Origin of the sequence: Nonomuraea sp. NPDC005983, assembly GCF_040614375.1 — a bacterium.
Lineage (GTDB): Bacteria > Actinomycetota > Actinomycetes > Streptosporangiales > Streptosporangiaceae > Nonomuraea.
Genome location: NZ_JBEXUP010000001.1, coordinates 236,687 through 259,440 on the forward strand (window position 1 = coordinate 236,687; position 22,754 = coordinate 259,440).

Annotated in this window: 23 protein-coding genes; 20 read left to right on the plus strand and 3 right to left on the minus strand. The window is 68.5% G+C overall.

The window, feature by feature from the left end; all coding sequences use genetic code 11:
* Nucleotides 1–95 precede the first annotated feature (95 nt).
* Together ABZ297_RS01175 and ABZ297_RS01180 are read left to right on the plus strand one after the other, a co-directional pair.
* Nucleotides 96–1,049 (plus strand): hypothetical protein, encoded by a 954-nt coding sequence (locus ABZ297_RS01175; protein WP_355337394.1) that lies wholly within the window; start codon nt 96–98, stop codon nt 1,047–1,049.
* A 10-nt stretch (nt 1,050–1,059) separates the two neighbouring features.
* Complete coding sequence (locus ABZ297_RS01180) at nt 1,060–1,302, plus strand: hypothetical protein (RefSeq protein WP_355337397.1); 243 nt, start codon at nt 1,060–1,062, stop codon at nt 1,300–1,302.
* Nucleotides 1,303–1,369: 67 nt separating this feature from the next.
* Here the strand turns inward: ABZ297_RS01180 and ABZ297_RS01185 are convergent, their stop codons facing one another.
* Nucleotides 1,370–1,591, minus strand: coding sequence for a BldC family transcriptional regulator (locus ABZ297_RS01185; protein WP_181616591.1), 222 nt, complete (start codon nt 1,589–1,591; stop codon nt 1,370–1,372).
* Nucleotides 1,592–1,846: 255 nt separating this feature from the next.
* Here ABZ297_RS01185 and ABZ297_RS01190 point away from each other — a divergent pair, with 255 nt between their 5' ends.
* Nucleotides 1,847–2,065, plus strand: a complete 219-nt coding sequence (locus ABZ297_RS01190) for a DUF4229 domain-containing protein (protein WP_350804422.1) — start codon at nt 1,847–1,849, stop codon at nt 2,063–2,065.
* Here the strand turns inward: ABZ297_RS01190 and ABZ297_RS01195 are convergent.
* Nucleotides 2,062–3,252: a hypothetical protein gene (locus tag ABZ297_RS01195; protein ID WP_355337401.1), complete on the minus strand. Its 1,191-nt coding sequence runs from the start codon at nt 3,250–3,252 to the stop codon at nt 2,062–2,064. The two genes, ABZ297_RS01190 and ABZ297_RS01195, sit on opposite strands and share 4 nt — an antisense overlap.
* A gap of 78 nt (nt 3,253–3,330) precedes the next feature.
* On the opposite strand from ABZ297_RS01195, the gene ABZ297_RS01200 reads away from it, so the two are divergent.
* From ABZ297_RS01200 to ABZ297_RS01280, 17 genes are all read left to right on the plus strand, one after another.
* Nucleotides 3,331–4,047: a demethylmenaquinone methyltransferase gene (locus tag ABZ297_RS01200; protein ID WP_355337404.1), complete on the plus strand. Its 717-nt coding sequence runs from the start codon at nt 3,331–3,333 to the stop codon at nt 4,045–4,047.
* Between the two features lie 161 nt (nt 4,048–4,208).
* The gene (locus ABZ297_RS01205; protein ID WP_355337406.1) at nt 4,209–5,462 is read left to right on the plus strand and encodes a geranylgeranyl reductase family protein; all 1,254 of its coding nucleotides are present in this window, start codon (nt 4,209–4,211) and stop codon (nt 5,460–5,462) included.
* A 76-nt stretch (nt 5,463–5,538) separates the two neighbouring features.
* The gene (locus tag ABZ297_RS01210; RefSeq protein WP_350804418.1) at nt 5,539–5,934 is read left to right on the plus strand and encodes an NADH-quinone oxidoreductase subunit A; all 396 of its coding nucleotides are present in this window, start codon (nt 5,539–5,541) and stop codon (nt 5,932–5,934) included.
* Nucleotides 5,935–5,936: 2 nt separating this feature from the next.
* Nucleotides 5,937–6,488, plus strand: coding sequence for an NADH-quinone oxidoreductase subunit B family protein (locus ABZ297_RS01215; protein WP_355337410.1), 552 nt, complete (start codon nt 5,937–5,939; stop codon nt 6,486–6,488).
* A complete protein-coding gene (locus tag ABZ297_RS01220; RefSeq protein ID WP_355337413.1) occupies nt 6,485–7,171 on the plus strand; it encodes an NADH-quinone oxidoreductase subunit C in 687 nt (228 codons plus the stop codon). The genes ABZ297_RS01215 and ABZ297_RS01220 overlap by 4 nt, the downstream gene beginning before the upstream one ends.
* The gene (locus tag ABZ297_RS01225; protein ID WP_355337416.1) at nt 7,168–8,493 is read left to right on the plus strand and encodes an NADH-quinone oxidoreductase subunit D; all 1,326 of its coding nucleotides are present in this window, start codon (nt 7,168–7,170) and stop codon (nt 8,491–8,493) included. Before ABZ297_RS01220 ends, ABZ297_RS01225 begins: the two co-directional genes overlap by 4 nt.
* Complete coding sequence (gene nuoE, locus ABZ297_RS01230; RefSeq protein WP_355337419.1) at nt 8,490–9,146, plus strand: NADH-quinone oxidoreductase subunit NuoE; 657 nt, start codon at nt 8,490–8,492, stop codon at nt 9,144–9,146. The genes ABZ297_RS01225 and nuoE overlap by 4 nt, the downstream gene beginning before the upstream one ends.
* On the plus strand, nt 9,143–10,432 hold the full coding sequence (nuoF, locus tag ABZ297_RS01235) for an NADH-quinone oxidoreductase subunit NuoF (RefSeq protein ID WP_355337421.1): 1,290 nt from the start codon (nt 9,143–9,145) through the stop codon (nt 10,430–10,432). Before nuoE ends, nuoF begins: the two co-directional genes overlap by 4 nt.
* On the plus strand, nt 10,429–12,804 hold the full coding sequence (locus tag ABZ297_RS01240) for an NADH-quinone oxidoreductase subunit G (RefSeq protein WP_355337424.1): 2,376 nt from the start codon (nt 10,429–10,431) through the stop codon (nt 12,802–12,804). The genes nuoF and ABZ297_RS01240 overlap by 4 nt, the downstream gene beginning before the upstream one ends.
* A complete protein-coding gene (nuoH, locus tag ABZ297_RS01245) occupies nt 12,801–14,153 on the plus strand; it encodes an NADH-quinone oxidoreductase subunit NuoH (RefSeq protein ID WP_355337427.1) in 1,353 nt (450 codons plus the stop codon). The genes ABZ297_RS01240 and nuoH overlap by 4 nt, the downstream gene beginning before the upstream one ends.
* Complete coding sequence (gene nuoI / locus ABZ297_RS01250) at nt 14,140–14,655, plus strand: NADH-quinone oxidoreductase subunit NuoI (protein ID WP_355337430.1); 516 nt, start codon at nt 14,140–14,142, stop codon at nt 14,653–14,655. The genes nuoH and nuoI overlap by 14 nt, the downstream gene beginning before the upstream one ends.
* Complete coding sequence (locus ABZ297_RS01255) at nt 14,648–15,421, plus strand: NADH-quinone oxidoreductase subunit J (protein ID WP_355337433.1); 774 nt, start codon at nt 14,648–14,650, stop codon at nt 15,419–15,421. Before nuoI ends, ABZ297_RS01255 begins: the two co-directional genes overlap by 8 nt.
* Nucleotides 15,418–15,714 carry an NADH-quinone oxidoreductase subunit NuoK gene (gene nuoK, locus ABZ297_RS01260; RefSeq protein WP_350804407.1) on the plus strand — a complete coding sequence of 99 codons (297 nt, stop codon included), beginning with the start codon at nt 15,418–15,420 and terminating at the stop codon, nt 15,712–15,714. Before ABZ297_RS01255 ends, nuoK begins: the two co-directional genes overlap by 4 nt.
* A 73-nt stretch (nt 15,715–15,787) precedes the next feature.
* Complete coding sequence (gene nuoL / locus ABZ297_RS01265; RefSeq protein WP_355337508.1) at nt 15,788–17,635, plus strand: NADH-quinone oxidoreductase subunit L; 1,848 nt, start codon at nt 15,788–15,790, stop codon at nt 17,633–17,635.
* Entirely contained in the window at nt 17,635–19,200 is a 1,566-nt protein-coding gene (locus ABZ297_RS01270; protein WP_355337436.1) for an NADH-quinone oxidoreductase subunit M, read from the plus strand. Before nuoL ends, ABZ297_RS01270 begins: the two co-directional genes overlap by 1 nt.
* A gap of 44 nt (nt 19,201–19,244) precedes the next feature.
* Nucleotides 19,245–20,780, plus strand: a complete 1,536-nt coding sequence (gene nuoN, locus ABZ297_RS01275) for an NADH-quinone oxidoreductase subunit NuoN (protein WP_350804591.1) — start codon at nt 19,245–19,247, stop codon at nt 20,778–20,780.
* A 9-nt stretch (nt 20,781–20,789) separates the two neighbouring features.
* Nucleotides 20,790–21,779, plus strand: a complete 990-nt coding sequence (locus ABZ297_RS01280; RefSeq protein ID WP_355337439.1) for a polyprenyl synthetase family protein — start codon at nt 20,790–20,792, stop codon at nt 21,777–21,779.
* Here ABZ297_RS01280 and rarD read toward each other — a convergent pair.
* Nucleotides 21,747–22,667, minus strand: coding sequence for an EamA family transporter RarD (gene rarD / locus ABZ297_RS01285; RefSeq protein WP_355337442.1), 921 nt, complete (start codon nt 22,665–22,667; stop codon nt 21,747–21,749). The genes ABZ297_RS01280 and rarD overlap by 33 nt on opposite strands.
* Nucleotides 22,668–22,754: the final 87 nt, after the last annotated feature.

The following is a 22,754-nucleotide window of genomic DNA, read 5'->3' on the forward strand; positions in this document are numbered from 1 at the left end:
CGGGTGACTCAGATACATCCGCGTCGTACGGTGGAACACAATCCTGCCCGGCCTGGACGTCTCGGGTGTGGGCGCCACGGGCGTTGAGGGGTGCGATGGCGTTTTCTAACGACAAAGGCCGCCACCGGCGGGGTCGTTGGTGGCGGCGCGGGTCGTACCTCTTCTCCCGCCGCAAAGAGGCGCCCCCCGACGCCGACCGCTCGTTCTGGTCCCTGGACCGCGCCAACGGCTCCGATGGTGCCCCTGAGCGCCGTCCCGAGGGCACGGGCCGCAGGGAGCCCGGACGGCCCCAGGAACGGCTCGCCCGCTGGGAGCGGCCCGAGCGGCCCGAGAGACCTGAGCGGTTGTCCGCCGCCGTGGCGGAGCGACCGCAGTACACCTGGCAGGACTTCGAACTGGACGACGCACGGCCTCGCGCGCGGCCCAACCCGCCGGACGCGCCGCCGCGGGGCGACGGGTTACGGCACTGCGGGAGGCTGGAGAGCATCCTGCACCGCCAGTGGGACGCCCGGCTGGGTCCCCCCTCGGCCGACGTGGTTCGGGCCGTGGAGAGCCTCGCCAGGCTTCCCGAGGGGCTGAAGGAGAAGCTCGCCAACGAGCTGAAGGGCATCTACGTCGGCGCCGGGGGCGTACCGGACCTGGACGACATGGGGTACCTGCGCGGCGCCCCGCTCCCGTCCGGCAGGGCCTCCTGGGACGTCTGCGCGGGAGCGTACGGCGAACGCAAGATCGTGGTGGGCGACCGGCCCTCCCCGACGCCGGACGTGATGATGCACGAGGTCGGGCACGCCATCGACGACGTCGACTCCGCGTATGGCGATTGGGTCTCGGACTCGCCGGAGTTCGTGAGACTCTACGAGCAGGCCATGCCCCTGCTGGTCTCGGCGTTCCACCGGCAGCAGGGTGGGCTGGGGCGCAAGGAGTTCTTCGCCGACGCGTTCGCCGCGATCGCCTCACGCCAGCGTCCGGCGCTCGTCGACATGCTGGGCGGCGACACGCGGATGGCGCTCAACGTCATGCTGTTCTTCAACCGTCGCTACGGAATCTAGGTGATCGGCCATGTACGTCATCCGGCTCGCTGACGGGACCCTGCGCGTGCCGCAGAGCCTGACCAGCGAAGACGGGCGTCTCATCGGCAACGCGTACCTGGAACTGGAACCCGGCCACCCCGACTACGCGAGATGGCTGCCCGAAGCGCTGACAGAGGAGGAGCTGGCCGAACGGCAGCGGCGCTGGCAGGCGGAGAACGACGACCTGGAGCGCGAGTTCCTGGCCTTCAAGGCGGACCAGGACGAGGCCTGAGGCATGCGAGCGGTTGAGGTCCCGCCGCGGTGATCCTGGGTTACAGGATCACCGACTGGACGGAACGTCAGACGCGCGGGGACTCGCCCGTCGGCCTATCGGCCGTAAGAACGTCCTCGCCTCGAAGAAGGGCGTGCACTTCCGACTCGCGGAAGCGCCGGTGCCCTCCGGGGGTGCGGATACTGCTGATGCGGCCTGCCGCAGCCCAGCGCGTAACCGTCTTTGGATCTACCCGGAAGAGGGCGGCAACCTCTCCTGGGGTCAGCAGACGCTCGCTGCTACTCTCCACCAATCTCTCCCCCTCGCATCCCGCTTCCTGCCAGCGGGCGGACAGGTACCAGTGTGTCGAGCGAAGCCTGATTTATCCGTGGTTTTCTACAAAGATCACGGGTTGTTATCAGCTGACTGCCCGATTGTTATATGATAGAGCCTCTTTGGGGCTCTCGTGGGTGTTTCTTTACGAAACTCCCTGACTGGGAACACTAGCAGTGCTCGCGCCTGATGCGAAGAGCGACCGCTACGCCCGGGCGAGTAACCTCGACCTGTGCGTCCTGTTCTCGTTTACACCGCGTCGCGGATCGGGCTGTTTCTCGTGACCCTCGGTGTTCTGTACCTACTTGGCATGCAATACATCCCGGTGCTGATCCTGGTGTCTTTCGTGATCAGCGGCATAGCCAGCTACGTCTTGCTGTCGAAGCAGCGTGACGCCTTGAGCACACGTATCAGCGGCAAGATCAACCACCCGAAGCCGCACGGCGACTAGGGGAGGGGGAACATGCCAATCCGGGCATGGTACTCCCGTCCGAGTCTCGTTGTGTCGCTACCAACGAGTAGTCCGCCGTTGTGTGCCAGAAATGCCTTGACCCCGATCCCGCGCTCTCGTCCGGGATTCCAACTCAGCGCCTTTCCCGTGCGCGGGTGAATGGCGCCGATCCCCTCGCGCGGCACCGCCCCCGGCCCGGCCGAGTCGTGGCCCTGCGGATTGTCCAGCCACCGCAGGTGCCCGCCGACGTAGACCGCCGCGCCGGTGACCGCGACCGAGTAGAGCGAGTCGCCCCCCGTCTTGTTCACCCACGTGGGCTTGACCTGCTGGCTCGTGGCGTACGTCTCGAACCGGGCGGCGCTGTCGCACAGCCGGGCGCCCCCTCTGGGGCCGCCCGTCGTGACGACGACGAAGTAGCTGCCATCGGGCGCGAAGTCCAGGCCGCGCACGTACGACGGGAACGTTCCCATACAGGCCGGGACGTACGCCCCGGTACGCCAGTCGGCCACCTTGGCCGTCGCGCCGCCGATGTCGATCAGCCCGACCTGGGGCCTCGACCGGCCGCCGAGCGTGGTGAACGAGCCGTCGACCAGCAACCTGTCGCGGGAGACCGCGAGCGCGTTGACCTTCACCCTGGGGGTCAGCGGCGCTCCCGGCGTGATCGCGAACCTCGGGTCGGCGGCGCCTGTCGTGGTGTCCAGTCTGGCCAGTGCCGTGCGCGGCCTGGTGAAGTCGCCGCCCGCGTAGAGCCGTGAGCCCTGCCTGGCCAGGCTGGTGACGGTGCCGCCCGAGACGCCGGGCGCGAAGCCCGCGACGGGCGAGCCGTCGGCCAGGCTCAGCCGGGTCAGCGCCCCGGAGAAGTCGCCGCCCGCGTAGACGGAGCCGCCGTCGCCGGCGGCGAGGCCGTAGACGGCCCCGTCGAGGTCTGGAGCGAAGTCCGGCAGGACCTGCCCGGTGGCCAGGTCGTAGGCGAACAGGTTGTCGCGGGCGTAGGTGGTCGTCCGGGCTGAGTCGGAGACCTCGCTGAACGAGCCGCCGACGACGACGGTGCCGCCGACCAGGGTGATGGCGTTGACGATGCCGTCGAGGACGTGAGGGGTGTTGTCGACCGGATCGGCGGAGACGACGCGGGGGTGCGCGGTCGGCGCCATGGCGATGATCGCCGCAAGAGTGGCATGCGCAAGCATTTGCCAAGTTCTAGCAGACACTACGTAGCAGTACCGCTACTTTCCGTTGATTGTCCGAGATAGCCCTAGGCTTGGGGCATGACGCGCGCTCAGTTGGACAAGCAGCCCGGCGAGGTCGCCGCGATGTTCGATCGCACGGCCCGCCGCTACGACCTGGTGAACGATGTGATCTCGATGGGCCAGGTGCGCCTCTGGCGCAAGGCGGTGGCCGCCGCCGTCGACGCCGGCCCCGGTGAGGTCGTCCTCGATCTGGCGGCGGGCACGGGCACGTCCACCGACACCTTCACCACGCTCGGCGCGCGCGCGGTCGCGTCGGACTTCTCGCTCGGCATGCTCCGCACCGGGATCCAGCGGCACGGCGGCAACGCGCTGAGCGGCCCGGGGATCCCGTTCGTCGCGGGCGACGCGATGCGGTTGCCGTTCGCCGACGACGCCTTCGACGCGGTGACGATCTCGGTGGCGCTGCGCAACGTGCACAACACCGGGCAGGCGCTGCGCGAGATGCTGCGGGTGACCAGGCCGGGCGGGCGCCTGGTGATCCTGGAGTTCTCGCACGTCACGTGGGGCGCGTTCGACCTGGTCTACCGCGAGTATCTGATGAGGCTGCTGCCGAAGGTGGCCAAGGTCTTCGGCTCCAACGACGACTCCTACGAGTACCTGGCCGAGTCGATCCGCGACTGGCCCGACCAGCCCACGCTGGCCCGCGAGATCCAGCGGGCGGGCTGGGAGCGGGTGGCCTGGCGCAACCTCACGATGGGCATCGTCGCGATGCACAGGGGGTTCAAGCCAGCGTAGCGGGTTCGCCGGGCCTCTGTTTGGTCAAAGCACATGCCCCCGACTGCCACTATGTACAGGAAAAGGGTTAGACTGCGGGCCGACAAGTTTGTGAAGGGGTTCACAAAGGAACGAAGGCGCGACACCCCGAGGCCTTCGAGCGTGTAGGACAGGACAGTCCAGTGACCGTGCCAACAGCCATACAGGCTGACGCCGACGTCATCGTCGTCGGCGCCGGTCCCGCCGGTTCCGCAACCGCCTTTTACCTCGCTCAGGCCGGCCTCGACGTGCTGCTCCTGGAGAAGACCCGGTTCCCCCGGGAAAAGGTGTGCGGCGACGGCCTGACCCCCCGAGCGGTCAAGCAGTTGCTGCAGATGGGCGTCGACATCGACGCTCCCGGCTGGATCAGGAACAAGGGCCTGCGCGTCGTCGGCGGCGGGCTCAGGTTCGAGCTCGACTGGCCGAAGCTCGAGCGCTTCCCCGACTTCGGGCTGGTGCGCACTCGCCAGGACTTCGACCAGATCGTCGCGGCCAACGCCGTCAAGAACGGCGTGCGGCTGATGGAGGGCGTCACCGTCACGTCCCCGATCCTGGACGACCGCAGCGGCCACATCGTCGGCGTGAACACCAAGAACGGGCAGGAGTACCGCGCCCGGCTGGTCGTCGCCGCCGACGGCAACAGCACCAGGCTGGCCCTGGGCATGGGGCTGCACAAGCGGGAAGACCGGCCGATGGGCGTGGCCGTGCGCACCTACTTCGAGAGCCCGCGCCACGACGACGACTACCTCGAGACCTGGCTGGAACTGTGGGACGGCGACACGCTGCTGCCCGGCTACGGCTGGGTGTTCGGCGTCGGCGACGGCACCGCCAACGTGGGGCTCGGGCTGCTCAACACCAGCGCCCAGTTCAAGAACATCGACTACCGCGACCTGCTGAAGCGGTGGTGCCGGGCCATGCCGGCCGACTGGGGCTTCACCGAGGAGAACATGACGGGCCCCATCCGGGGCGCCGCGCTCCCCATGGCCTTCAACAGGCAGCCGCACTACACGCGCGGCCTCATGCTCGTCGGCGACTCCGGCGGTTCGATCAACCCGTTCAACGGCGAGGGCATCGCCTACGCCATGGAGACGGGTGAGATCGCGGCCGAGGTCATCGTGAACGCGCTCAGGAACACCACTGCCGCGCAGCGGGAGCGGATCCTGCGCACGTACCCGAGGGTGCTCAAGGACGCCTACGGCGGCTATTTCACCCTGGGCAGATGGTTCGTCGAGGCGATCGGGAGACCGGGCGTGATGAGCTTCGGGACGAGGCACGGGCTGCCTCACCCCAGGCTGATGCGCTTCGCGCTCAAACTCCTTGGTAACCTCACCGACCGGCGAGGCGATGCGTCGGACCTCATCATCAACGCGCTCTCGAAGGTCGCCCCACCAGCATGAATCCCACACTCACCCGGCAAATTCACAGATCTGGCTGCGCGCCCGCGCGCGCGGCGACTCCAGAGGAGGCGTAGCGATGGACCTATACGTGCCCATCCTGGTGCTCGCCGTTCTCGCGGGGGGTTTCGCGATCTTCTCGGTCGCCATCGCCCCCTTCACCGGTCCCAAGCGCTGGAACCGCGCCAAGCTTGACGCCTACGAATGCGGCATCGAGCCGACGCCCCAGCCTGTCGGTGGCGGACGGTTCCCGCTCAAATACATGATCACCGCGATGCTCTTCATCGTGTTCGACATCGAGATCATCTTCCTTTACCCGTGGGCTGTCTCCTTCGCGCCGCTCAAGAACGACGCGGGCAGCGTGATCTCCTCGGGTCTCGGCGTGTTCGCGCTCGTCGAGATGCTCCTGTTCATCGTCACCGTGCTCGTCGCGTACGCGTACGTCTGGCGTCGCAAGGGTCTGGACTGGGACTGAAAATGGGACTTGAAGAGAAACTCCCCAGCGGGTTCATCCTCAGCACGGTCGAGCAGGCCGCCGGCTGGGCGCGCAAGAACTCGGTATGGCCGGCCACGTTCGGGCTCGCCTGCTGCGCCATCGAGTTGATGGCCACCGGTGGCCCCCACTACGACCTGGCGCGCTTCGGCATGGAGCGCGCTTCGGCGTCTCCTCGCCAGGCCGACCTCATGATCGTCGCCGGGCGCGTGTCGCAGAAGATGGCTCCCGTCCTGCGGCAGATCTACGACCAGATGGCCGAGCCCAAGTGGGTCATCTCGATGGGCGTCTGCGCGTCCAGCGGCGGGATGTTCAACAACTACGCCATCGTGCAGGGCGTCGACCACATCGTGCCCGTCGACATCTACCTGCCCGGCTGCCCGCCGCGCCCGGAGATGCTGATCGACGCGATCGTGAAGCTGCACGACAAGATCCAGAACATGAAGTTCGGCGCGCACCGGGCCAAGCAGATCGAGGACCTCGAACTGCAGGCACTGCGTTCGCTGCCGCTGATCGACCAGGGGGTGTCCAAGTGACCTCCGACAACCTGCCCGAGGTCCCGGAGGTCCCCGAGGTCCCCGAGCTCCGCGAGCCCCCGGTCGCCCGCCACGGCATGTTCGGCGCCGCAGACTCCGGCGACACCTCCGGCTACGGCGGCCTCGTCGTCCGGCGGGCGCCCCAGCTGGCGACGCCGCGCCCCTACGGCGGCTACTTCGACGAGCTCGTCGACACCCTCGGCCTCGACGACGCCATCGAGCGCGTCGTCGTCGACCGTGGCGAGCTGACGCTGCACGTCAAGCGTGAGCGGCTGGTCGAGGTCTGCCAGAAGCTCCGCGACGACCCGGCGCTGCGCTTCGAGCTCTCGCTCGGCGTCTCCGGCGTGCACTACCCGCACCTGGTGGGCGAGGAGCTGCACGCGGTGATCCACCTGTGCTCGATCACGCACAACCGGCGCGTCCGCGTCGAGGCGAGCGCGCCCGACGCCGACCCGCACATTCCATCGACCGTCGGGGTTTACCCTGGTCACGACTGGCACGAGCGCGAGACGTACGACTTCTTCGGCATCGTTTTCGACGGGCACCCCGCGCTCACCCGCATCATGATGCCGGACGACTGGGACGGCCACCCGCAGCGCAAGGACTACCCGCTCGGCGGCATCCCGGTCGAGTACCGCGGCGCCACGATCCCCGCGCCCGACCAGAGGAGGTCCTACTCGTGACAACCGGTTATGACGAGGCGACCGAAGGCAAGGTGTACTCGGTCACCGGCGCCGACTGGGACGAGGTCGTCACCGGGGTCCGCGACTCCGAGGAAGAGCGCCTGGTCGTCAACATGGGCCCGCAGCACCCGTCGACGCACGGAGTGCTCAGGCTGGTGCTGACCCTCGACGGCGAGACGGTGACCGAGGCGCGCAGCGTCATCGGCTACCTGCACACCGGCATCGAGAAGAACATGGAGTTCCGGACGTGGACGCAGGGCACCACGTTCGTCACCCGCATGGACTACCTCTCGCCGATCTTCAACGAGACCGCCTACTGCATGGGCGTCGAGAAGCTGCTCGGCATCGAGGACCGCGTCCCTGACAGGGCACAGGCCATCCGCGTGATGATGATGGAGCTCAACCGCATCTCCTCGCACCTGGTCGCGATGGGCACGTTCGGCATGGAGCTGGGCGCGACCACGCCGTTCCTGTTCGGGTACCGCGACCGCGAGATGGTCATGGACCTGTTCGAGTACATCACCGGGCTGCGGATGAACCACGCCTATGTCAGGCCGGGCGGCGTCAGCGTCGACCTGCCCGCGGGCGCGGTCGACAAGGTGGGCGAGTTCCTCAAGGAGATGCCCAAGCGGATCAAGGACATCCGCAAGCTCCTCGACGCGAACCCGGTCTACGTGCGCCGCACCAAGGACGTCGGCTACCTCGACCTCACCGGCTGCATGGCGCTCGGCATCACCGGCCCCATCCTGCGCTCCGCGGGCCTGCCGTGGGACCTTCGCAAGTCGCAGCCCTACTGCGGCTACGAGACCTACGAGTTCGAGGTGGCGACGGAGCGCGGCTGCGACGTGTACTCCCGCTACCTGGTCCGGATGAAGGAGATGGAGGAGTCCCTCAAGATCATCGAGCAGGCCCTGGACCGGATCGCCGGCCCGCTCAAGGGTGACCCGGTGATGATCGAGGACAAGAAGATCGGCTGGCCGGCGCAGCTCGCGCTCGGCCCCGACGGCTTCGGCAACTCCCCCGACCACATCGCGCACATCATGGGCAGCTCCATGGAGGCCCTCATCCACCACTTCAAGCTGGTGACCGAGGGGTTCCGGGTGCCCGCCGGGCAGGCGTACGCCTCGATCGAGTCGCCCAAGGGCGAGCTCGGCGCGCACGTGGTGAGCGACGGCGGCACCCGCCCCTACCGCGTCCACTTCCGCGAGCCGTCCTTCACGAACCTGCAGGCCTTCCCCGCCATGGCGGAGGGCGGCCAGGTCGCCGACGTGATCGCCGCAGTGGCATCTATCGACCCCGTCATGGGAGGTGTGGACCGGTGACCTACTCACCGGAAGTCCGGGAGCGTCTCGAGCGTGACGCCAAGGAGATCATCGGCCGTTACCCCAAGGCACGGTCGGCCCTGCTGCCGCTGCTGCACCTCGTGCAGTCGGAGGACGGCCACGTCTCCGACGCCGGGCAGGAGTTCTGCGCGGAGATGCTGGGCCTGAGCAAGGCCGAGGTCGTCGGCGTCGCCACGTTCTACACCATGTACAAGCGCAAGCCGGTCGGCGATTACCACGTCGGCGTGTGCATCAACGCGCTGTGCGCGGTCATGGGCGGCGACCAGATCTGGGACGAGCTTTCTGAGCACGTCGGCGTCGGCCACGACGAGGCGACCCCCGACGGCAAGGTCTCGCTGGAACGCCTCGAGTGCAACGCGGCCTGCGACTTCGCCCCCGTCATGATGGTCAACTGGGAGTTCTTCGACAACCAGACCCCCGAGTCGGCCAAGCAGCTCGTCGACGACCTGCGCGATGGCAAGGACGTGCGGCCGACCCGCGGTCCGAAGAAGCTGTGCACCTTCAAGGAGGCCTCCCGCGTCCTCGCCGGCCTGCCCGACGAGCTGGCGGGTGAAGGCCCGTCGGCCGCGGGCGCCTCGCTGGAGGGCCTCAAGGTCGCCAAGGCCCACGGATGGAAGGCCCCAGAGGCATGAGCACCACCCTTACCCCGGTCCTCACGGCCAACTGGGATCTGCCCAACTCCTTCACCCTCGACGGCTACGGCCCGTACGAGGCGGCCAAGAAGGCGCTCGGCATGGACCCCGACGCCGTGATCCAGGCCGTCAAGGACTCGGGCCTGCGCGGCCGCGGCGGCGCCGGCTTCCCGACCGGTATGAAGTGGGGCTTCATCCCCCAGGGTGACGGCAAGCCGCACTACCTCGTCGTCAACGCCGACGAGTCGGAGCCGGGCACCTGCAAGGACATCCCGCTGATGATGGCCAACCCGCACTCGCTGGTCGAGGGCGTCATCATCACGGCGTACGCGATCCGCGCCAACCACGCCTTCATCTACGTGCGCGGCGAGGTGCTGCACGTCATCCGACGGCTGCACGCGGCCGTGCGCGAGGCGTACGAGAAGGGCTACCTCGGCACCGACATCTTCGGCTCCGGCTACGACCTCGAACTGGTCGTGCACAGCGGCGCGGGCGCCTACATCTGCGGCGAGGAGACGGCGCTGCTCGACTCGCTGGAGGGCTTCAGAGGTCAACCGCGACTCAAGCCCCCGTTCCCGGCCGTGGCGGGCCTGTACGCCTCGCCGACTGTTGTGAACAACGTGGAATCTGTGGCCAGTGTTCCCTCGATCATCGCCAATGGGGCCGACTGGTTCGCCGGGATGGGCACCGAGAAGTCGAAAGGCTTCGGCATCTTCTCGCTGAGCGGGCACGTCACCCGGCCCGGCCAGTACGAGGCGCCGCTCGGCATCACGCTGCGCGAGCTGCTGTCGATGGCGGGCGGGATCCGCGCGGGGCACCGGATCAAGTTCTGGACCCCCGGCGGCTCGTCCACGCCGATCTTCACCGACGAGCACCTGGACGTGCCGCTCGACTTCGAGGCGGTCGGCGCGAAGGGCTCCATGCTCGGCACCCGCGCGCTGCAGATCTTCGACGAGACCACCTGCGTGGTCCGCACGGTGCTGCGCTGGACCGAGTTCTACGCGCACGAGTCGTGCGGCAAGTGCACGCCGTGCCGCGAGGGCACCTACTGGCTCAAGCAGGTGCTCAAGCGGCTCGAAGCCGGACAGGGCACCGAGGACGACCTGGACACCATCACCGACATCGCCGACAACATCCTGGGCCGCTCGTTCTGCGCCCTCGGCGACGGTGCGACCAGCCCGATCCACTCCTCGGTGAAGTACTTCCGCGACGAGTACCTCAAGCACTTCGAGGTCGGCGGCTGCCCGTTCGACGCGAAGAAGTCCACTCTCTGGAGTGACCAGTGACCGTTGTTGAGACCGAAACCACCCTGGTGACCCTGACGATCGACGGGTTCCAGGTGAGCGTGCCCAAGGGCACGCTCATCATCAGGGCCGCCGAGCTGCTGGGCATCCAGATCCCCCGGTTCTGCGACCACCCGCTGCTCGACCCGGCGGCCAACTGCCGCCAGTGCCTGGTCGACATCCCCGACGCCGGCAATGGGCGCGGCTTCCCGAAGCCGCAGCCGTCCTGCGCGATCGAGGTCGCCGAGGGCATGGTGGTGCAGACCCAGCTCACCTCGCCGGTCGCCGAGAAGGCGCAGCGCGGGGCCATGGAGCTGCTGCTGATGAACCACCCGCTCGACTGCCCGGTCTGCGACAAGGGCGGCGAGTGCCCCCTGCAGAACCAGGCGATGTCGAACGGCCAGGGCGAGTCCAGGTTCCAGGAGCAGAAGCGGACCTTCCCCAAGCCGCTGCCGCTGTCGACGCAGGTGCTGCTGGACCGTGAGCGCTGCGTCCAGTGCGCGCGCTGCATCCGCTTCTCCGACCAGATCGCCGGCGACCCGCTCATCGACTTCTTCGAGCGCGGGGCCAAGGAGCAGGTGGGCGTCGCCGACGGCAAGCCGTTCGACTCCTACTTCTCCGGCAACACGGTGCAGATCTGCCCGGTCGGCGCGCTGACCGGCGCCGCCTACCGGTTCCGGGCCCGCCCGTTCGACCTGGTGTCCACGCCGAGCGCGTGCGAGCACTGCGCGTCCGGGTGCAGCATGCGCACCGACCACCGCCGCGGCCGGGTCACCCGCCGACTGGCGGGCAACGACCCCCTGGTCAACGAGGAGTGGAACTGCGACAAGGGCCGCTGGGCGTTCTCCTACGCCACGCAGCCCGACCGGCTGAAGACGCCGCTGGTCCGCAACGAGGAGGGCGTGCTTGAGCCCGCCTCGTGGCCGGAGGCGCTCAGCGTCGCCGCGCAGGGCCTCGCCGCCGCCCGCGGCAAGGCCGGCGTGCTGGTCGGCGGCAGGGTCACGGTCGAGGACGCGTACGCGTACGCGAAGTTCGCCAGGCTCGCCCTCGGCAGCAACGACATCGACTTCCGCGCCAGGCCGCACTCCGCCGAGGAGGCGCAGTTCCTGGCGCACGCGGTGGCCGGCAAGGGCATCGAGATCTCCTACACCGAGCTGGAGAACGCCCCCGCGGTCCTGCTCGTCGGGTTCGAGCCCGAGGAGGAGTCGCCCATCGTCTTCCTGCGCCTGCGCAAGGCCTGGATGAAGAGGGGCCTCAAGGTCACCGCGGTCGCGCCGTTCGCCACCAACGGCCTGGCCAAGATGGGCGGCACGCTCATCCGCACCGCGCCGGGCGCGGAGGCCGACGCGATCGGCGACCTCGTCGGCTCGCTCGCCGAGGGCACGATCGTGCTCGCCGGTGAGCGGCTCGCCACCGTCCCCGGCGCGCTGTCGGCGCTGGTGCGGCTCAGCGCCGCGTCGGGCGCCAGGGTCGCCTGGATCCCGCGCAGGGCAGGGGAGCGGGGCGCCGTCGAGGCGGGCGCGCTGCCCAACCTGCTGCCGATCGGCCGCCCGGTCGACGACGAGAGCGCCAGGGCCGAGGTGGCCCGGGTGTGGAACGTCACCTCGCTGCCCGGCGCGCCCGGCCGCGACACGGCGGGCATCCTCGCCGCGGCCCGCGACGGCGAGCTCGACGCGCTGGTCGTGGCCGGGGTCGACCCGTACGACCTGCCCGATCCCGCCGCCGCGCTCGACGCGCTGGAGCACACTCCGTTCATCGTCAGCCTGGAGATCCGGGCCAGCGCCGTCACCGACAGGGCCGACGTGGTCCTGCCGGTCGCCGCCGTCCAGGAGAAGGCCGGCACGTTCGTCAACTGGGAGGGCCGCGGCCGCTCCTTCGACGCGCCGCTCAGGGTGCCCGGCCTGCAGAGCGACCTCGCGGTCGTCGGCAGCCTGGCCGACCGCATGGACGTGCACCTGGCCCTGCCCGACGCCAAGGCCGCCCGCCGCGAGCTGAGCAGCCTCGGCTCCTGGCGCGGCACCCGCGTCGCCGCGCCCAGCACCGCCACCCGCTCGGTGGCCGCCCCCGCCACCGGCGAGGCCCTGCTGGCGACCTGGCACCTGCTGCTCGACGACGGCCGGCTGCAGGACGGCGAACCATACCTCGCGGGCACCGCCCGCGCCGCCGAGGCGCTTCTGTCCGAGAGCACGGCCGCGGAGATCGGCGTCACCGACGGCGACAAGGTCGTCGTCGGCGGCACCGTGACCCTGCCCGTCCGTGTCGCGGACCTGCCCGACCGCGTGGTCTGGGTGCCCGCGAACTCCGGCGGCTGCTCGGTCACCCGCGACCTTCGCGCGGTGGCCGGCGACATCGTCACGATCGGGAGCGCCTCATGATCCACGTTCTCGCGGCCGATCCGACCCTCGCCGACTTCGGCAAGGACCCGCTCTGGATCACCATCATCAAGGCCGTGCTGCTGTTCGTCTTCCTGATGCTGTGCATCCTGTTCGGCGTCTGGTTCGAGCGCAAGCTCATCTCCAGGATGCAGAACCGCTACGGCCCCAACCGGGCGGGCAAGTTCGGCCTGCTGCAATCGGTGGCCGACGGCCTGAAGATGGGCCTGAAGGAAGACCTGTTCCCGCGGACCGTCGACAAGGTGCTCTACCTGCTCGCCCCGGTCATCATGGTGATCCCGGCCTTCCTGGCCTTCTCGATCACACCGTTCGGGCCGATGGTGAACCTATTCGGCGTGCAGACCCCGCTGCAGCTGGTCGACCTGCCGGTGGCCGTGCTGTTCATGCTGGCCATGGGCGCCATCTCGGTGTACGGGGTGGTGCTCGCCGGATGGTCGTCGCGCTCGCCGTACGCGCTGCTCGGCGGGTTGCGGTCGGCCGCGCAGGTGGTCTCGTACGAGATCGCGATGGGCCTGTCGTTCGTCGGGGTGTTCCTGTTCGCGGGCACGCTGTCGACGTCCGAGATCGTGAAGGCGCAGGCGTCGGGCGGCGAGTTCTTCGGCATCACGATGCCGTCGTGGTACGTGGTGCTGCTGCTGCCGTCGTTCCTGATCTACGTGGTCTGCGCGTTCGGCGAGGCCGCGCGTATCCCGTTCGACCTCCCCGAGGGTGAGGGCGAGCTGGTCGGTGGCTTCCAGACCGAGTACTCCTCGTCGCTGAAGTTCGCCCTGATCATGATGGGCGAGTACCTGCACACGTTCGTCGCCTCGGCGATGGCCATCACGCTGTTCCTCGGCGGGTGGCGGGCACCGTTCCCGATCTCGCTCTGGGCGGGGGCCAACGAGGGCTGGTGGCCGCTGCTGTGGTTCTTCATCAAGTTCGTGCTGGTGTTCTGCTTCGTGGTGTGGGTGCGCGCGTCGCTGCCCCGCGTCCGCTACGACCAGCTGATGAAGCTCGGCTGGAAGGTCCTCATCCCGCTCAACCTGGCCTGGATCATGCTCGTGGCCGCCGTCAGGGCCGTCATGTACGCGAAGAACGACGAGGCGGGCTTCCAGGGCCACATGGGCGCCGTCCTGACCATCACCGCGATCGTGGTCATCGGCGCGCTCGGCATCTGGGCCCGGTTCGACACCGTGAACCAGCGCCGCAAGGAAGCCGCGAAGGCCGAGATCGAGGCGGAGTTCGAGGAACTGTCCATCGAACCAACGGCCGGCGGCTTCCCGGTGCCGCCGCTCGACCTGCCGCACTACCACGGGGTGCAGCACAAGGAGGTTCCCAGTGGGACTAACTGATTGGCTGAACCCCGTCAAGGGCTTCGGCGTCACCTTCCACACCATGTTCAAGAAGCCCGTCACGACGAACTACCCGGAGGTCAAGAAGCCGACGGCTCCTCGCTTCCACGGTCGTCACCAGCTCAACCGCTGGCCCGACGGGCTGGAGAAGTGCGTCGGCTGCGAGCTGTGCGCCTGGGCCTGCCCCGCCGACGCCATCTACGTCGAGGGCGCCGACAACACCGAGGAGGAGCGCTTCTCGCCCGGTGAGCGGTACGGCAAGACGTACCAGATCAACTACCTGCGGTGCATCCTCTGCGGGCTGTGCATCGAGGCGTGCCCGACTCGCGCGCTCACCATGACGAACGAGTACGAGCTCGCCGACACCAACCGCGAGAGCCTGATCTACACCAAGGAGATGCTCCTCGCGCCGCTGACCCAGGGCATGGAGCAGCCGCCGCACCCCATGCGCCTCGGAGAGACGGAAGAGGACTACTACCGGCTGGGACGGACCAATGGGTGAGACCATCACATTCTGGGTGCTCGCCGTGGTCTCGGTCGGCGCGGCACTCGGCATGGTCTTCAACCGGAAGGCCGTCTACTCCGCGCTGATGCTCGGCACGGTGATGCTCTGCCTCGCCGTCCTCTACGCCGTGCAGGACGCGCCGTTCCTCGCCGCCGTGCAGATCATCGTCTACACCGGCGCCGTCATGATGCTCTTCCTGTTCGTGCTCATGCTGGTCGGCGTCGACTCGTCCGACTCGCTGGTCGAGACGCTGAGAGGGCAGCGCTTCTGGGCCGCGGTCGCCGCCATCGGCTTCGCGGTCCTGGTCATCCTGGCCTTCGGCAACGCGATCTTCACCGCCCCGACCGGGCTCGCCGCGGCCACCCAGCAGGGCGGCTACGTCCGGTCGCTGGCGCTGCTGCTGTTCACCAAGTACGTGTTCGCGTTCGAGATCACCTCGGCGCTGCTGATCACGGCCGCGCTCGGCGCGATGGTGCTGGCACACCGCGAGCGGCTCACCGCCAGGCCCTCGCAGAAGGACCTGGCCCGGGAGCGGTTCGTCACCGGCCGTCCGGCGCTGCCCGGCCCCGGCACCTACGCCAGGAACAACGCCATCGACATGCCGGCGCTGCTGCCCGACGGGTCGGTCTCGGAGGCCTCGGTCAACCGCTACATCGCGCGCTTCGACGTCGAGAAGGGCCACCTTCCCGAGGACGCCAAGCTCGCCGAGGCCATCAAGCACTCGGTCGAGGCGGTCGAGTCGGTTGAGGAGGAGTCCAAGTGACGACCCAGTACCTCGTCCTGTCGGGCCTGCTGTTCGCCATCGGCGCGATGGGCGTGCTCATCCGGCGTAACGCGATCGTGGTGTTCATGTGCGTCGAGCTCATGCTCAACGCCTGCAACCTCGCGTTCGTCACCTTCGCCCGGCAGAACGGCAACCTCGAAGGCCAGATCATCGCGTTCTTCGTGATGGTGGTGGCCGCGGCCGAGGTCGTCGTCGGCCTGGCCATCATCGTGACGATCTTCCGAACCCGCAGGTCCGCGTCCGTCGACGACGCCAACCTGCTGAAGTACTAAGAGGTGACTGGTGGAATCTCCTGTTGAGATCGTCCAGCACACCACCGGTGGCGTAATCGGTGTCTCCTGGCTGATGATCCTCCTCCCCCTGCTGGGAGCGGGCATCATGCTGGTGTTCAACCGGTTCACCAACCGGTGGGGCCATCTGCTGGGCGTGGCCATGTCCCTCGCCTCGTTCGTCGTGGCGGTGCTGGCGTTCTTCGAACTGATCGGCCTGCCCGCTGAGCAGCGCCGTCAGGCCGTACACCTGTACGAGTTCATTCCCGGCATGGTCGACATGGGGTTGCTCATCGACCCGCTGTCGATCAGCTTCGCGCTGCTGATCACCGGTGTCGGATCGCTGATCCACATCTACTCGATCGGCTACATGGCGCACGACCCCGAGCGGCGCAGGTTCTTCTCCTACCTGAACCTGTTCGTCGCCGCGATGCTCCTGCTGGTGCTGGCCGACAACTACGTGGGCCTGTTCATCGGCTGGGAGGGCGTCGGTCTGGCGTCCTACCTGCTCATCGGGTTCTGGCAGTTCAAGCCGTCGGCCGCGGTCGCCGCGAAGAAGGCGTTCATCGTCAACCGCGTCGGCGACTTCGGGCTGCTCGTCGCCATGTTCATCATCTGGACCTCGTTCGGCACCCTCGCCTTCGGCGACCTCGGCGCCAAGGTCGGCACCGCCTCCAACGGCACGCTGACCGCGATCGGCCTGCTGCTGCTCCTCGGCGCGTGTGGCAAGTCCGCCCAGCTCCCGCTGCAGTCCTGGCTGCTCGACGCGATGGAGGGCCCGACCCCGGTCTCGGCCCTCATCCACGCCGCGACCATGGTCACCGCGGGCGTCTACCTGGTGGTCCGCTCGGGCGCGTTCTTCTTCCCCGAGGGGTCGGCGCAGGCGCTGGCCGTCGCCATCGTCGGCGCCGCCACGCTGCTCGCCGGTGCCATCATCGGTTGCGCCAAGGACGACATCAAGAAGGGCCTCGCCGGCTCGACGATGTCGCAGATCGGCTACATGATGCTCGGCGCGGGCCTCGGCCCGGCGGGCTACGCCTTCGCGATCGGCCACCTGATCACGCACGGCTTCTTCAAGGCCGACATGTTCCTCGGCGCCGGATCGGTCATGCACGGCATGAACGACGAGGTGAACATGCGCAAGTACGGCGGGCTGCGCAAGGCGATGCCCGTCACGTTCGCCACGTTCTTCATCGGTTACCTGGCGATCATCGGCTTCCCGCTGCTGTCCGGCTACTTCACCAAGGACGGCATCATCGAGACGGCCGTCCACCACCAGCCCGTGCTGGGCTGGCTGGCCGTGCTCGGCGCCGGCATCACCGGCTTCTACATGTCGCGGATGGTCTTCATGACCTTCTTCGGCGAGAAGCGCTGGGACTCCGAGGCGCACCCGCACGAGTCGCCGGCCGTGATGACCTGGCCGCTGATCATCCTGTCGATCGGCTCGGTCTTCCTGGGCGGTTACCTCATCCTGAGCAACACGCTGATGAAGTTCCTCGGCCCGGCAGTCGGGATGCCCGAGGGCCCCCTGCCGACGTTCGACTTCCTCAGCACCCCCGGCCTCGCCACGCTGGCACTGGTCGCGGTCGGCGCCGCGTTCGCCTGGATGCGGTACGGCAGGGCCGAGGTGCCGGTCGTGGCTCCCCGCGGTTCGTTCCTCACCACGTTCGCCCGCCGTGACCTGTACGGCGACGCGCTCAACGAGTCGCTGCTCATGCGTCCCGGCCAGTGGCTGACGCGACTGGCGGTGTTCTTCGACAACCGGGGCGTCGACGGCCTGGTCAACGGCCTGGCCGCCGGCATCGGTGGGAGCTCAGGGCGGCTGCGGCGGCTCCAGACGGGCTTCGCCAGAACGTACGCGCTGTCCATCCTGATCGGCGCCGCCCTGCTGACAGGCGCCCTGCTCCTCGTTGGGAACATCTGATGTCGTCACTCTGGCTCCCGATACTCATGGCGGTGCCCGTCCTGGGCGCCATCGTGGTGGCGCTGCTTCCCAAGGGCAGTGACAACCTCGCCAAGCAGGTCACGCTGGTGGTCTCGCTGGTCGTGATGGTGCTGACGATCGTCATGGCCGTGCTGTTCGCCCAGGACAAGAGCCCCGACAGGTTCAGGTTCGCGGCCGAGTACGACTGGATCCCGAGCTTCGGCGTGAAGTTCGGCGTCGGGGTCGACGGCATCGCGGTCGTGCTGATCGCGCTGTCGGCGGTGCTGGTGCCCATCGTGGTGCTCGCGTCCTGGCACGACGCCGACGGCGTCAAGACCGCCGACGGCACGCTCGTCACGCCCAAGCGGTCGGTCAAGACGTACTTCTCGCTGCTGCTCGTCCTGGAAGCGATGATGATCGGCGTCTTCGCGGCGACCGACGTCTTCCTGTTCTACGTCTTCTTCGAAGCCATGCTGATCCCGATGTACTTCATGATCGGGTCGTACGGTGGCGCGCAGCGGTCCTACGCGGCCGTCAAGTTCCTGCTGTACTCGCTGTTCGGCGGCCTGCTCATGCTGGTCGCGGTCATCGGCCTGTACGCGATCGCCGGCAAGCACACGTTCATGTTCCCCGAGCTGATCGGGGCCATCCAGGACCCGACCACGCAGAAGTGGCTGTTCGCCGGCTTCTTCATCGCCTTCGCGATCAAGGCGCCGCTCTGGCCGGTGCACACCTGGCTGCCCGACGCCGCCGCGCAGGCCCCGGCGGGCGCCGCCGTCCTGCTCGTCGGCGTCCTCGACAAGGTCGGCACCTTCGGGATGCTCCGCTTCTGCCTGGAGTTGTTCCCCGACGCCGCCAAGGCGTTCACGACGCCGATCGTGGTGCTCGCGGTCATCAGCATCATCTACGGCGCGATCGTGGCGATCGGGCAGAGCGACATGAAGCGGCTCATCGCGTACACGTCGATCTCCCACTTCGGCTTCATCGTGCTGGGCGTGTTCGCGATGTCGCAGGTCTCCCAGGCCGGCGCGACGCTGTACATGGTCAACCACGGCTTCGCCACCGGCGCGCTGTTCCTCGCGGCCGGGTTCCTGATCGCCAGGCGCGGGTCGCCGCACATCGCCGACTACGGAGGCGTCCAGAAGGCCGCCCCGCTGCTCGCGGGCTTCTTCCTGGTCGCCGGTCTGGCGGGGCTGTCGCTGCCCGGTCTGTCGTCCTTCGTCAGCGAGTTCATGGTCATGATCGGCGCCTACTCGAGCACCGCCTTCGGCGCGGGCGCGCTGTCGGTCGCCTCGATCATCTCCGCGGTGGCCGTGATCCTCGCCGCCGTCTACATCCTGTGGATGGTGCAGCGGGTCATGAACGGGCCGACCGCCGAGCCCGTCAAGGCGTTCAAGGACCTGAACGTGCGCGAGGTGTTCGTGCTCGCGCCGCTCGTCGCGCTGATCATCGGCTTCGGGATCTTCCCCAAGCCGCTGCTCGACGTCATCAACCCCGCCGTGACCCACACGCTGACCAGCGTGAAGGTGGACACGGCCATCGCTGAGAAGGGGCCCGGACAGTGAACGAGATCCAGGCGCCGACGATCGAGTACGGCACCCTGGCGCCGATGCTGCTGGTCTTCGGCGCGGCGGTCATCGGCGTGCTCGTGGAGGCGTTCGCGCCGCGCTACCTGCGCAAGTCGATCCACGTGCCCATCACGCTGCTGAGCCTGGCCGGCGCGTTCGCGCTGGTCCTCCTGCAGGTCGTCAAGGGCGATGTGGCCACCGCGCCGGTCGCCATGGGCGCTGTCGCCGTCGACGGGCCCGCGCTGTTCATCTGGGGCGTGATCCTCGTCCTGTCGTTCGTCTGCGTGCTGCTGATCAACGACGAGGGCCACTTCGTCGCCTCGGCCGCCGCGGTGCCCGGCAGCGCCGACGAGGAGGAGGCCGAGACCGCCGGTGGCGCGCACACCGAGGTGTACCCGCTGGTGCTGTTCGCCGTCGGCGGCATGCTGCTCTTCCCCGCTTCGCATGACCTGCTGACGATGTTCGTCGGCCTGGAAGTCATGTCGCTGCCGCTGTACCTGCTGTGCGGCCTGGCCCGGCGTCGCCGCCTGCTGTCGCAGGAGGCGTCGATGAAGTACTTCCTGCTCGGCGCCTTCTCCTCGGCGTTCTTCCTGTACGGCACCGCCATGATCTACGGCTACGCCGGCACCGTCAGCCTGACGGGGATCAGCCAGGCCATGGCCACCGGCGCCATGCTCGACCCGCTGCTGCTGCTCGGGTTCTCGCTGCTCGGCGTCGGCCTGCTGTTCAAGATCGGCGCGGCGCCGTTCCAGGCGTGGAAGCCGGACGTCTACCAGGGCGCTCCGACGCCCATCACCGCGCTCATGGCGTCCGGCACGCTGGTCGCGGCCGTGGGGGCGCTGCTGCGGGTGTTCTGGGTCGCGCTGGGCAACCTCGACTGGAACTGGCGTCCGGTCATGTGGGGCGTCGCGGCGCTCACCATGGTGGTCGGCGCGGTGCTGGCGATCACGCAGACCGACATCAAGCGGATGCTGGCCTACTCGTCGATCGCGCACGCGGGCTTCCTGCTGATCGGCGTCATGGCGACGTTCGACAAGAGCACCGGCAACGTGGTCTCGCTCCAGGCGATCCTGTTCTACCTGCTGGTCTACAGCATCGCCACGGTCGGCGCGTTCGCCGTCGTCACGCTGATCCGTGACCCGGGGGGCGAGGCAGGGCACCTGTCGCGCTGGGCGGGGCTGGGCAAGCGTTCGCCGGTGCTGGCGGGCGTGTTCGCCTTCTTCCTGCTCGCGTTCGCCGGTATCCCGCTGACCAGCGGCTTCTTCGGCAAGTACGCCGTGTTCGCCGCCGCGCTCGCGAGCGGCACCGAGACCGGCGACTCGCTGGGCGGTTGGATGACCGGGTTGGTCGTGCTGGGTGTCGTCGCCTCGGCGGTGGCGGCGTTCTTCTACGTCCGCGTGATCGTGCTGATGTTCTTCAGCGAGCCCGCCGCAGACGGCCCGTCGATCGCGGTGCCCACAATGGGGACCGTGGCCGTCATCGCCGTTTCGCTGCTGGTTACGGTAGGGGTCGGGCTCTACCCTGAGCCCGTGCTCAACCTCGCCCACACGGCCGCCAACGGCCTGTTCATCAGATAGGGGATCTGTATGTCCGCGCCTCCCGTTGTTGACCTTCCCATCGAGGACGAGCGGTTGGCGCAGGACGTGGCCACCGGACTGGCGGCGGTCGAGAAGCTGCTGCGCTCATCGGTCGAGAGCGAGGACGCCTTCGTCACGGAGGCGTCCAAGCACCTCATCGAGGCGGGGGGCAAGCGCTTCCGCACGCTGATGGTCCTGCTGGCCGCCCAGTTCGGCGACCCGTCGGCGCCGGGCGTGGTGCCCGGCGCCGTGGTGATCGAGCTGACCCACCTCGGGTCGCTCTACCACGACGACGTCATGGACGAGGCCCCGGTCCGGCGGGGCTCCCCGTCGGCCAACGCCCGGTGGGACAACACCGTGGCCATCCTCACCGGCGACTATCTGTTCGCCCAGGCGTCGGACCTCCTCGCGGACCTCGGCCCCGAGCTGATCCGCATCCAGGCGCAGACATTCTCCCGCCTCGTGCAGGGGCAGATCCGCGAGACCATCGGCCCGCGCGCCGGTGAGGACGCTGTTGCGCACTACATCGACGTGCTGGCCGACAAGACCGGTTCGCTGATCGCCGCGTCCGGGCGGTTCGGAGCGCTGCTGTCCGGGGCCCCCGCCGACGTCGAGGAGCGGCTGAGCCGGGCCTGCGAGGCGATCGGCGTGGCCTGGCAGCTCGGCGACGACCTGCTGGACGTCGCCTCGACCTCCACCGAGTCGGGCAAGACTCCCGGAACCGACCTGCGAGAGGGCATCCGCACGCTGCCGGTGCTCTACATGCTCGCCTCCGACACGCCGTCGCGGCTGTCGGAGCTGCTGTCGGGGCCGGTCGCGGAGGAGGACGTCGAGGAGGCGCTGACCCTGCTGCGGGCGCATCCGGCGATGGAGCAGGCGCGGGCCGAGCTGAAGGCGTGGGTGGACCGGGCCCGTCTCGACATCTCCGGCCTCCCCGACATCCCGGCCAAGGCCGCTTTTTCGGCGCTATGTGACTACGTGGTCGAGCGTTCGGGCTGATTTCCGGACGCGAGCCAAGCGGGCCGTCCGGATGCTGTCGTAGGTGAAGATCGCCAACGCCAGCCAGACGATCGAGAACCCGATCCACCGGCTCGACGGCATCGTCTCCTTGGCGACCAGCACACCGCAGAGGAACTGCAGCATCGGCGCGATGTACTGGAGCAGCCCGATCGTGCTCAGCGGCACCCTGATCGCGGAGGCCGTGAAGAAGAGCAGGGGCACCGCCGTGATCACCCCCGCCCCTGCCAGGAGCAGCGCGTGGCCCGCCCCCTGGTGCCCGAACGTCGCCTGCCCCGCCTTCTCCACGTAGACCAGGTACGCCAGCGCCGGGCCGAGCAGCACCAGCGTCTCGACCGTGAGGCTCTCGGCCGCGCCCACGTTGGCCTTCTTCTTGACCAGCCCGTACAGGGCGAAGCTCAGGGCCAGGACGAGCGCGATCCAGGGCAGGCGACCGTAGTCGAAGGCCAGCACGAGCACGGACAGCGTCCCGAACCCGACGGCCGTCCACTGCAGCGGACGCAGCCGCTCCCGCAGCAGCACCACCCCGAACAGCACGCTGACCAGCGGGTTGATGAAGTACCCGAGCGCGCCCTCGACGACGTGGTTGCTGTTGACGGCGTAGATGTAGACGCCCCAGTTGACCGTGATGATCAACGCGGCGAGCGCCAGCAGGCCCAGCTTTCTGGGCTGCGCGAGCAGCCCCCGGAACCACGCCCAGTGCCTGCGCACGGCGAGCACCGCCACGACGGCCACCAGGGACCAGACCATCCGATGGGCCAGGATCTCCACGGCTCCCGCCGGTTTGAGCAGCGGCCAGTACAGGGGGAACAACCCCCACATCGAGTAGGCAGCAATCCCGAAGAGCACACCACGTCGAGTGTCAGGCATGTCCCCTATTTTCGGGCATTACCACCTTTAAACACAAATGTGTATTGCTATCTGGGATGATGTAGCAGCTCTTAAGCGTTGCAGCGT

Excerpts from the sequence above, each read along its gene's own strand:
- ABZ297_RS01195 (WP_355337401.1), bottom strand. The coding sequence starts at position 3,252 with ATGCTTGCGCATGCCACTCTTGCGGCGATCATCGCCATGGCGCCGACC.
- ABZ297_RS01270 (WP_355337436.1), top strand. The coding sequence starts at position 17,635 with ATGTCGTCACTCTGGCTCCCGATACTCATGGCGGTGCCCGTCCTGGGC.
- nuoH (WP_355337427.1), top strand. The coding sequence starts at position 12,801 with ATGATCCACGTTCTCGCGGCCGATCCGACCCTCGCCGACTTCGGCAAG.
- ABZ297_RS01200 (WP_355337404.1), top strand. The coding sequence starts at position 3,331 with ATGACGCGCGCTCAGTTGGACAAGCAGCCCGGCGAGGTCGCCGCGATG.
- ABZ297_RS01175 (WP_355337394.1), top strand. The coding sequence starts at position 96 with ATGGCGTTTTCTAACGACAAAGGCCGCCACCGGCGGGGTCGTTGGTGG.
- ABZ297_RS01210 (WP_350804418.1), top strand. The coding sequence starts at position 5,539 with ATGGACCTATACGTGCCCATCCTGGTGCTCGCCGTTCTCGCGGGGGGT.
- nuoF (WP_355337421.1), top strand. The coding sequence starts at position 9,143 with ATGAGCACCACCCTTACCCCGGTCCTCACGGCCAACTGGGATCTGCCC.
- nuoL (WP_355337508.1), top strand. The coding sequence starts at position 15,788 with ATGATCCTCCTCCCCCTGCTGGGAGCGGGCATCATGCTGGTGTTCAAC.
- ABZ297_RS01180 (WP_355337397.1), top strand. The coding sequence starts at position 1,060 with ATGTACGTCATCCGGCTCGCTGACGGGACCCTGCGCGTGCCGCAGAGC.
- ABZ297_RS01280 (WP_355337439.1), top strand. The coding sequence starts at position 20,790 with ATGTCCGCGCCTCCCGTTGTTGACCTTCCCATCGAGGACGAGCGGTTG.
- rarD (WP_355337442.1), bottom strand. The coding sequence starts at position 22,667 with ATGCCTGACACTCGACGTGGTGTGCTCTTCGGGATTGCTGCCTACTCG.
- ABZ297_RS01215 (WP_355337410.1), top strand. The coding sequence starts at position 5,937 with ATGGGACTTGAAGAGAAACTCCCCAGCGGGTTCATCCTCAGCACGGTC.
- ABZ297_RS01255 (WP_355337433.1), top strand. The coding sequence starts at position 14,648 with ATGGGTGAGACCATCACATTCTGGGTGCTCGCCGTGGTCTCGGTCGGC.
- nuoN (WP_350804591.1), top strand. The coding sequence starts at position 19,245 with ATGCTGCTGGTCTTCGGCGCGGCGGTCATCGGCGTGCTCGTGGAGGCG.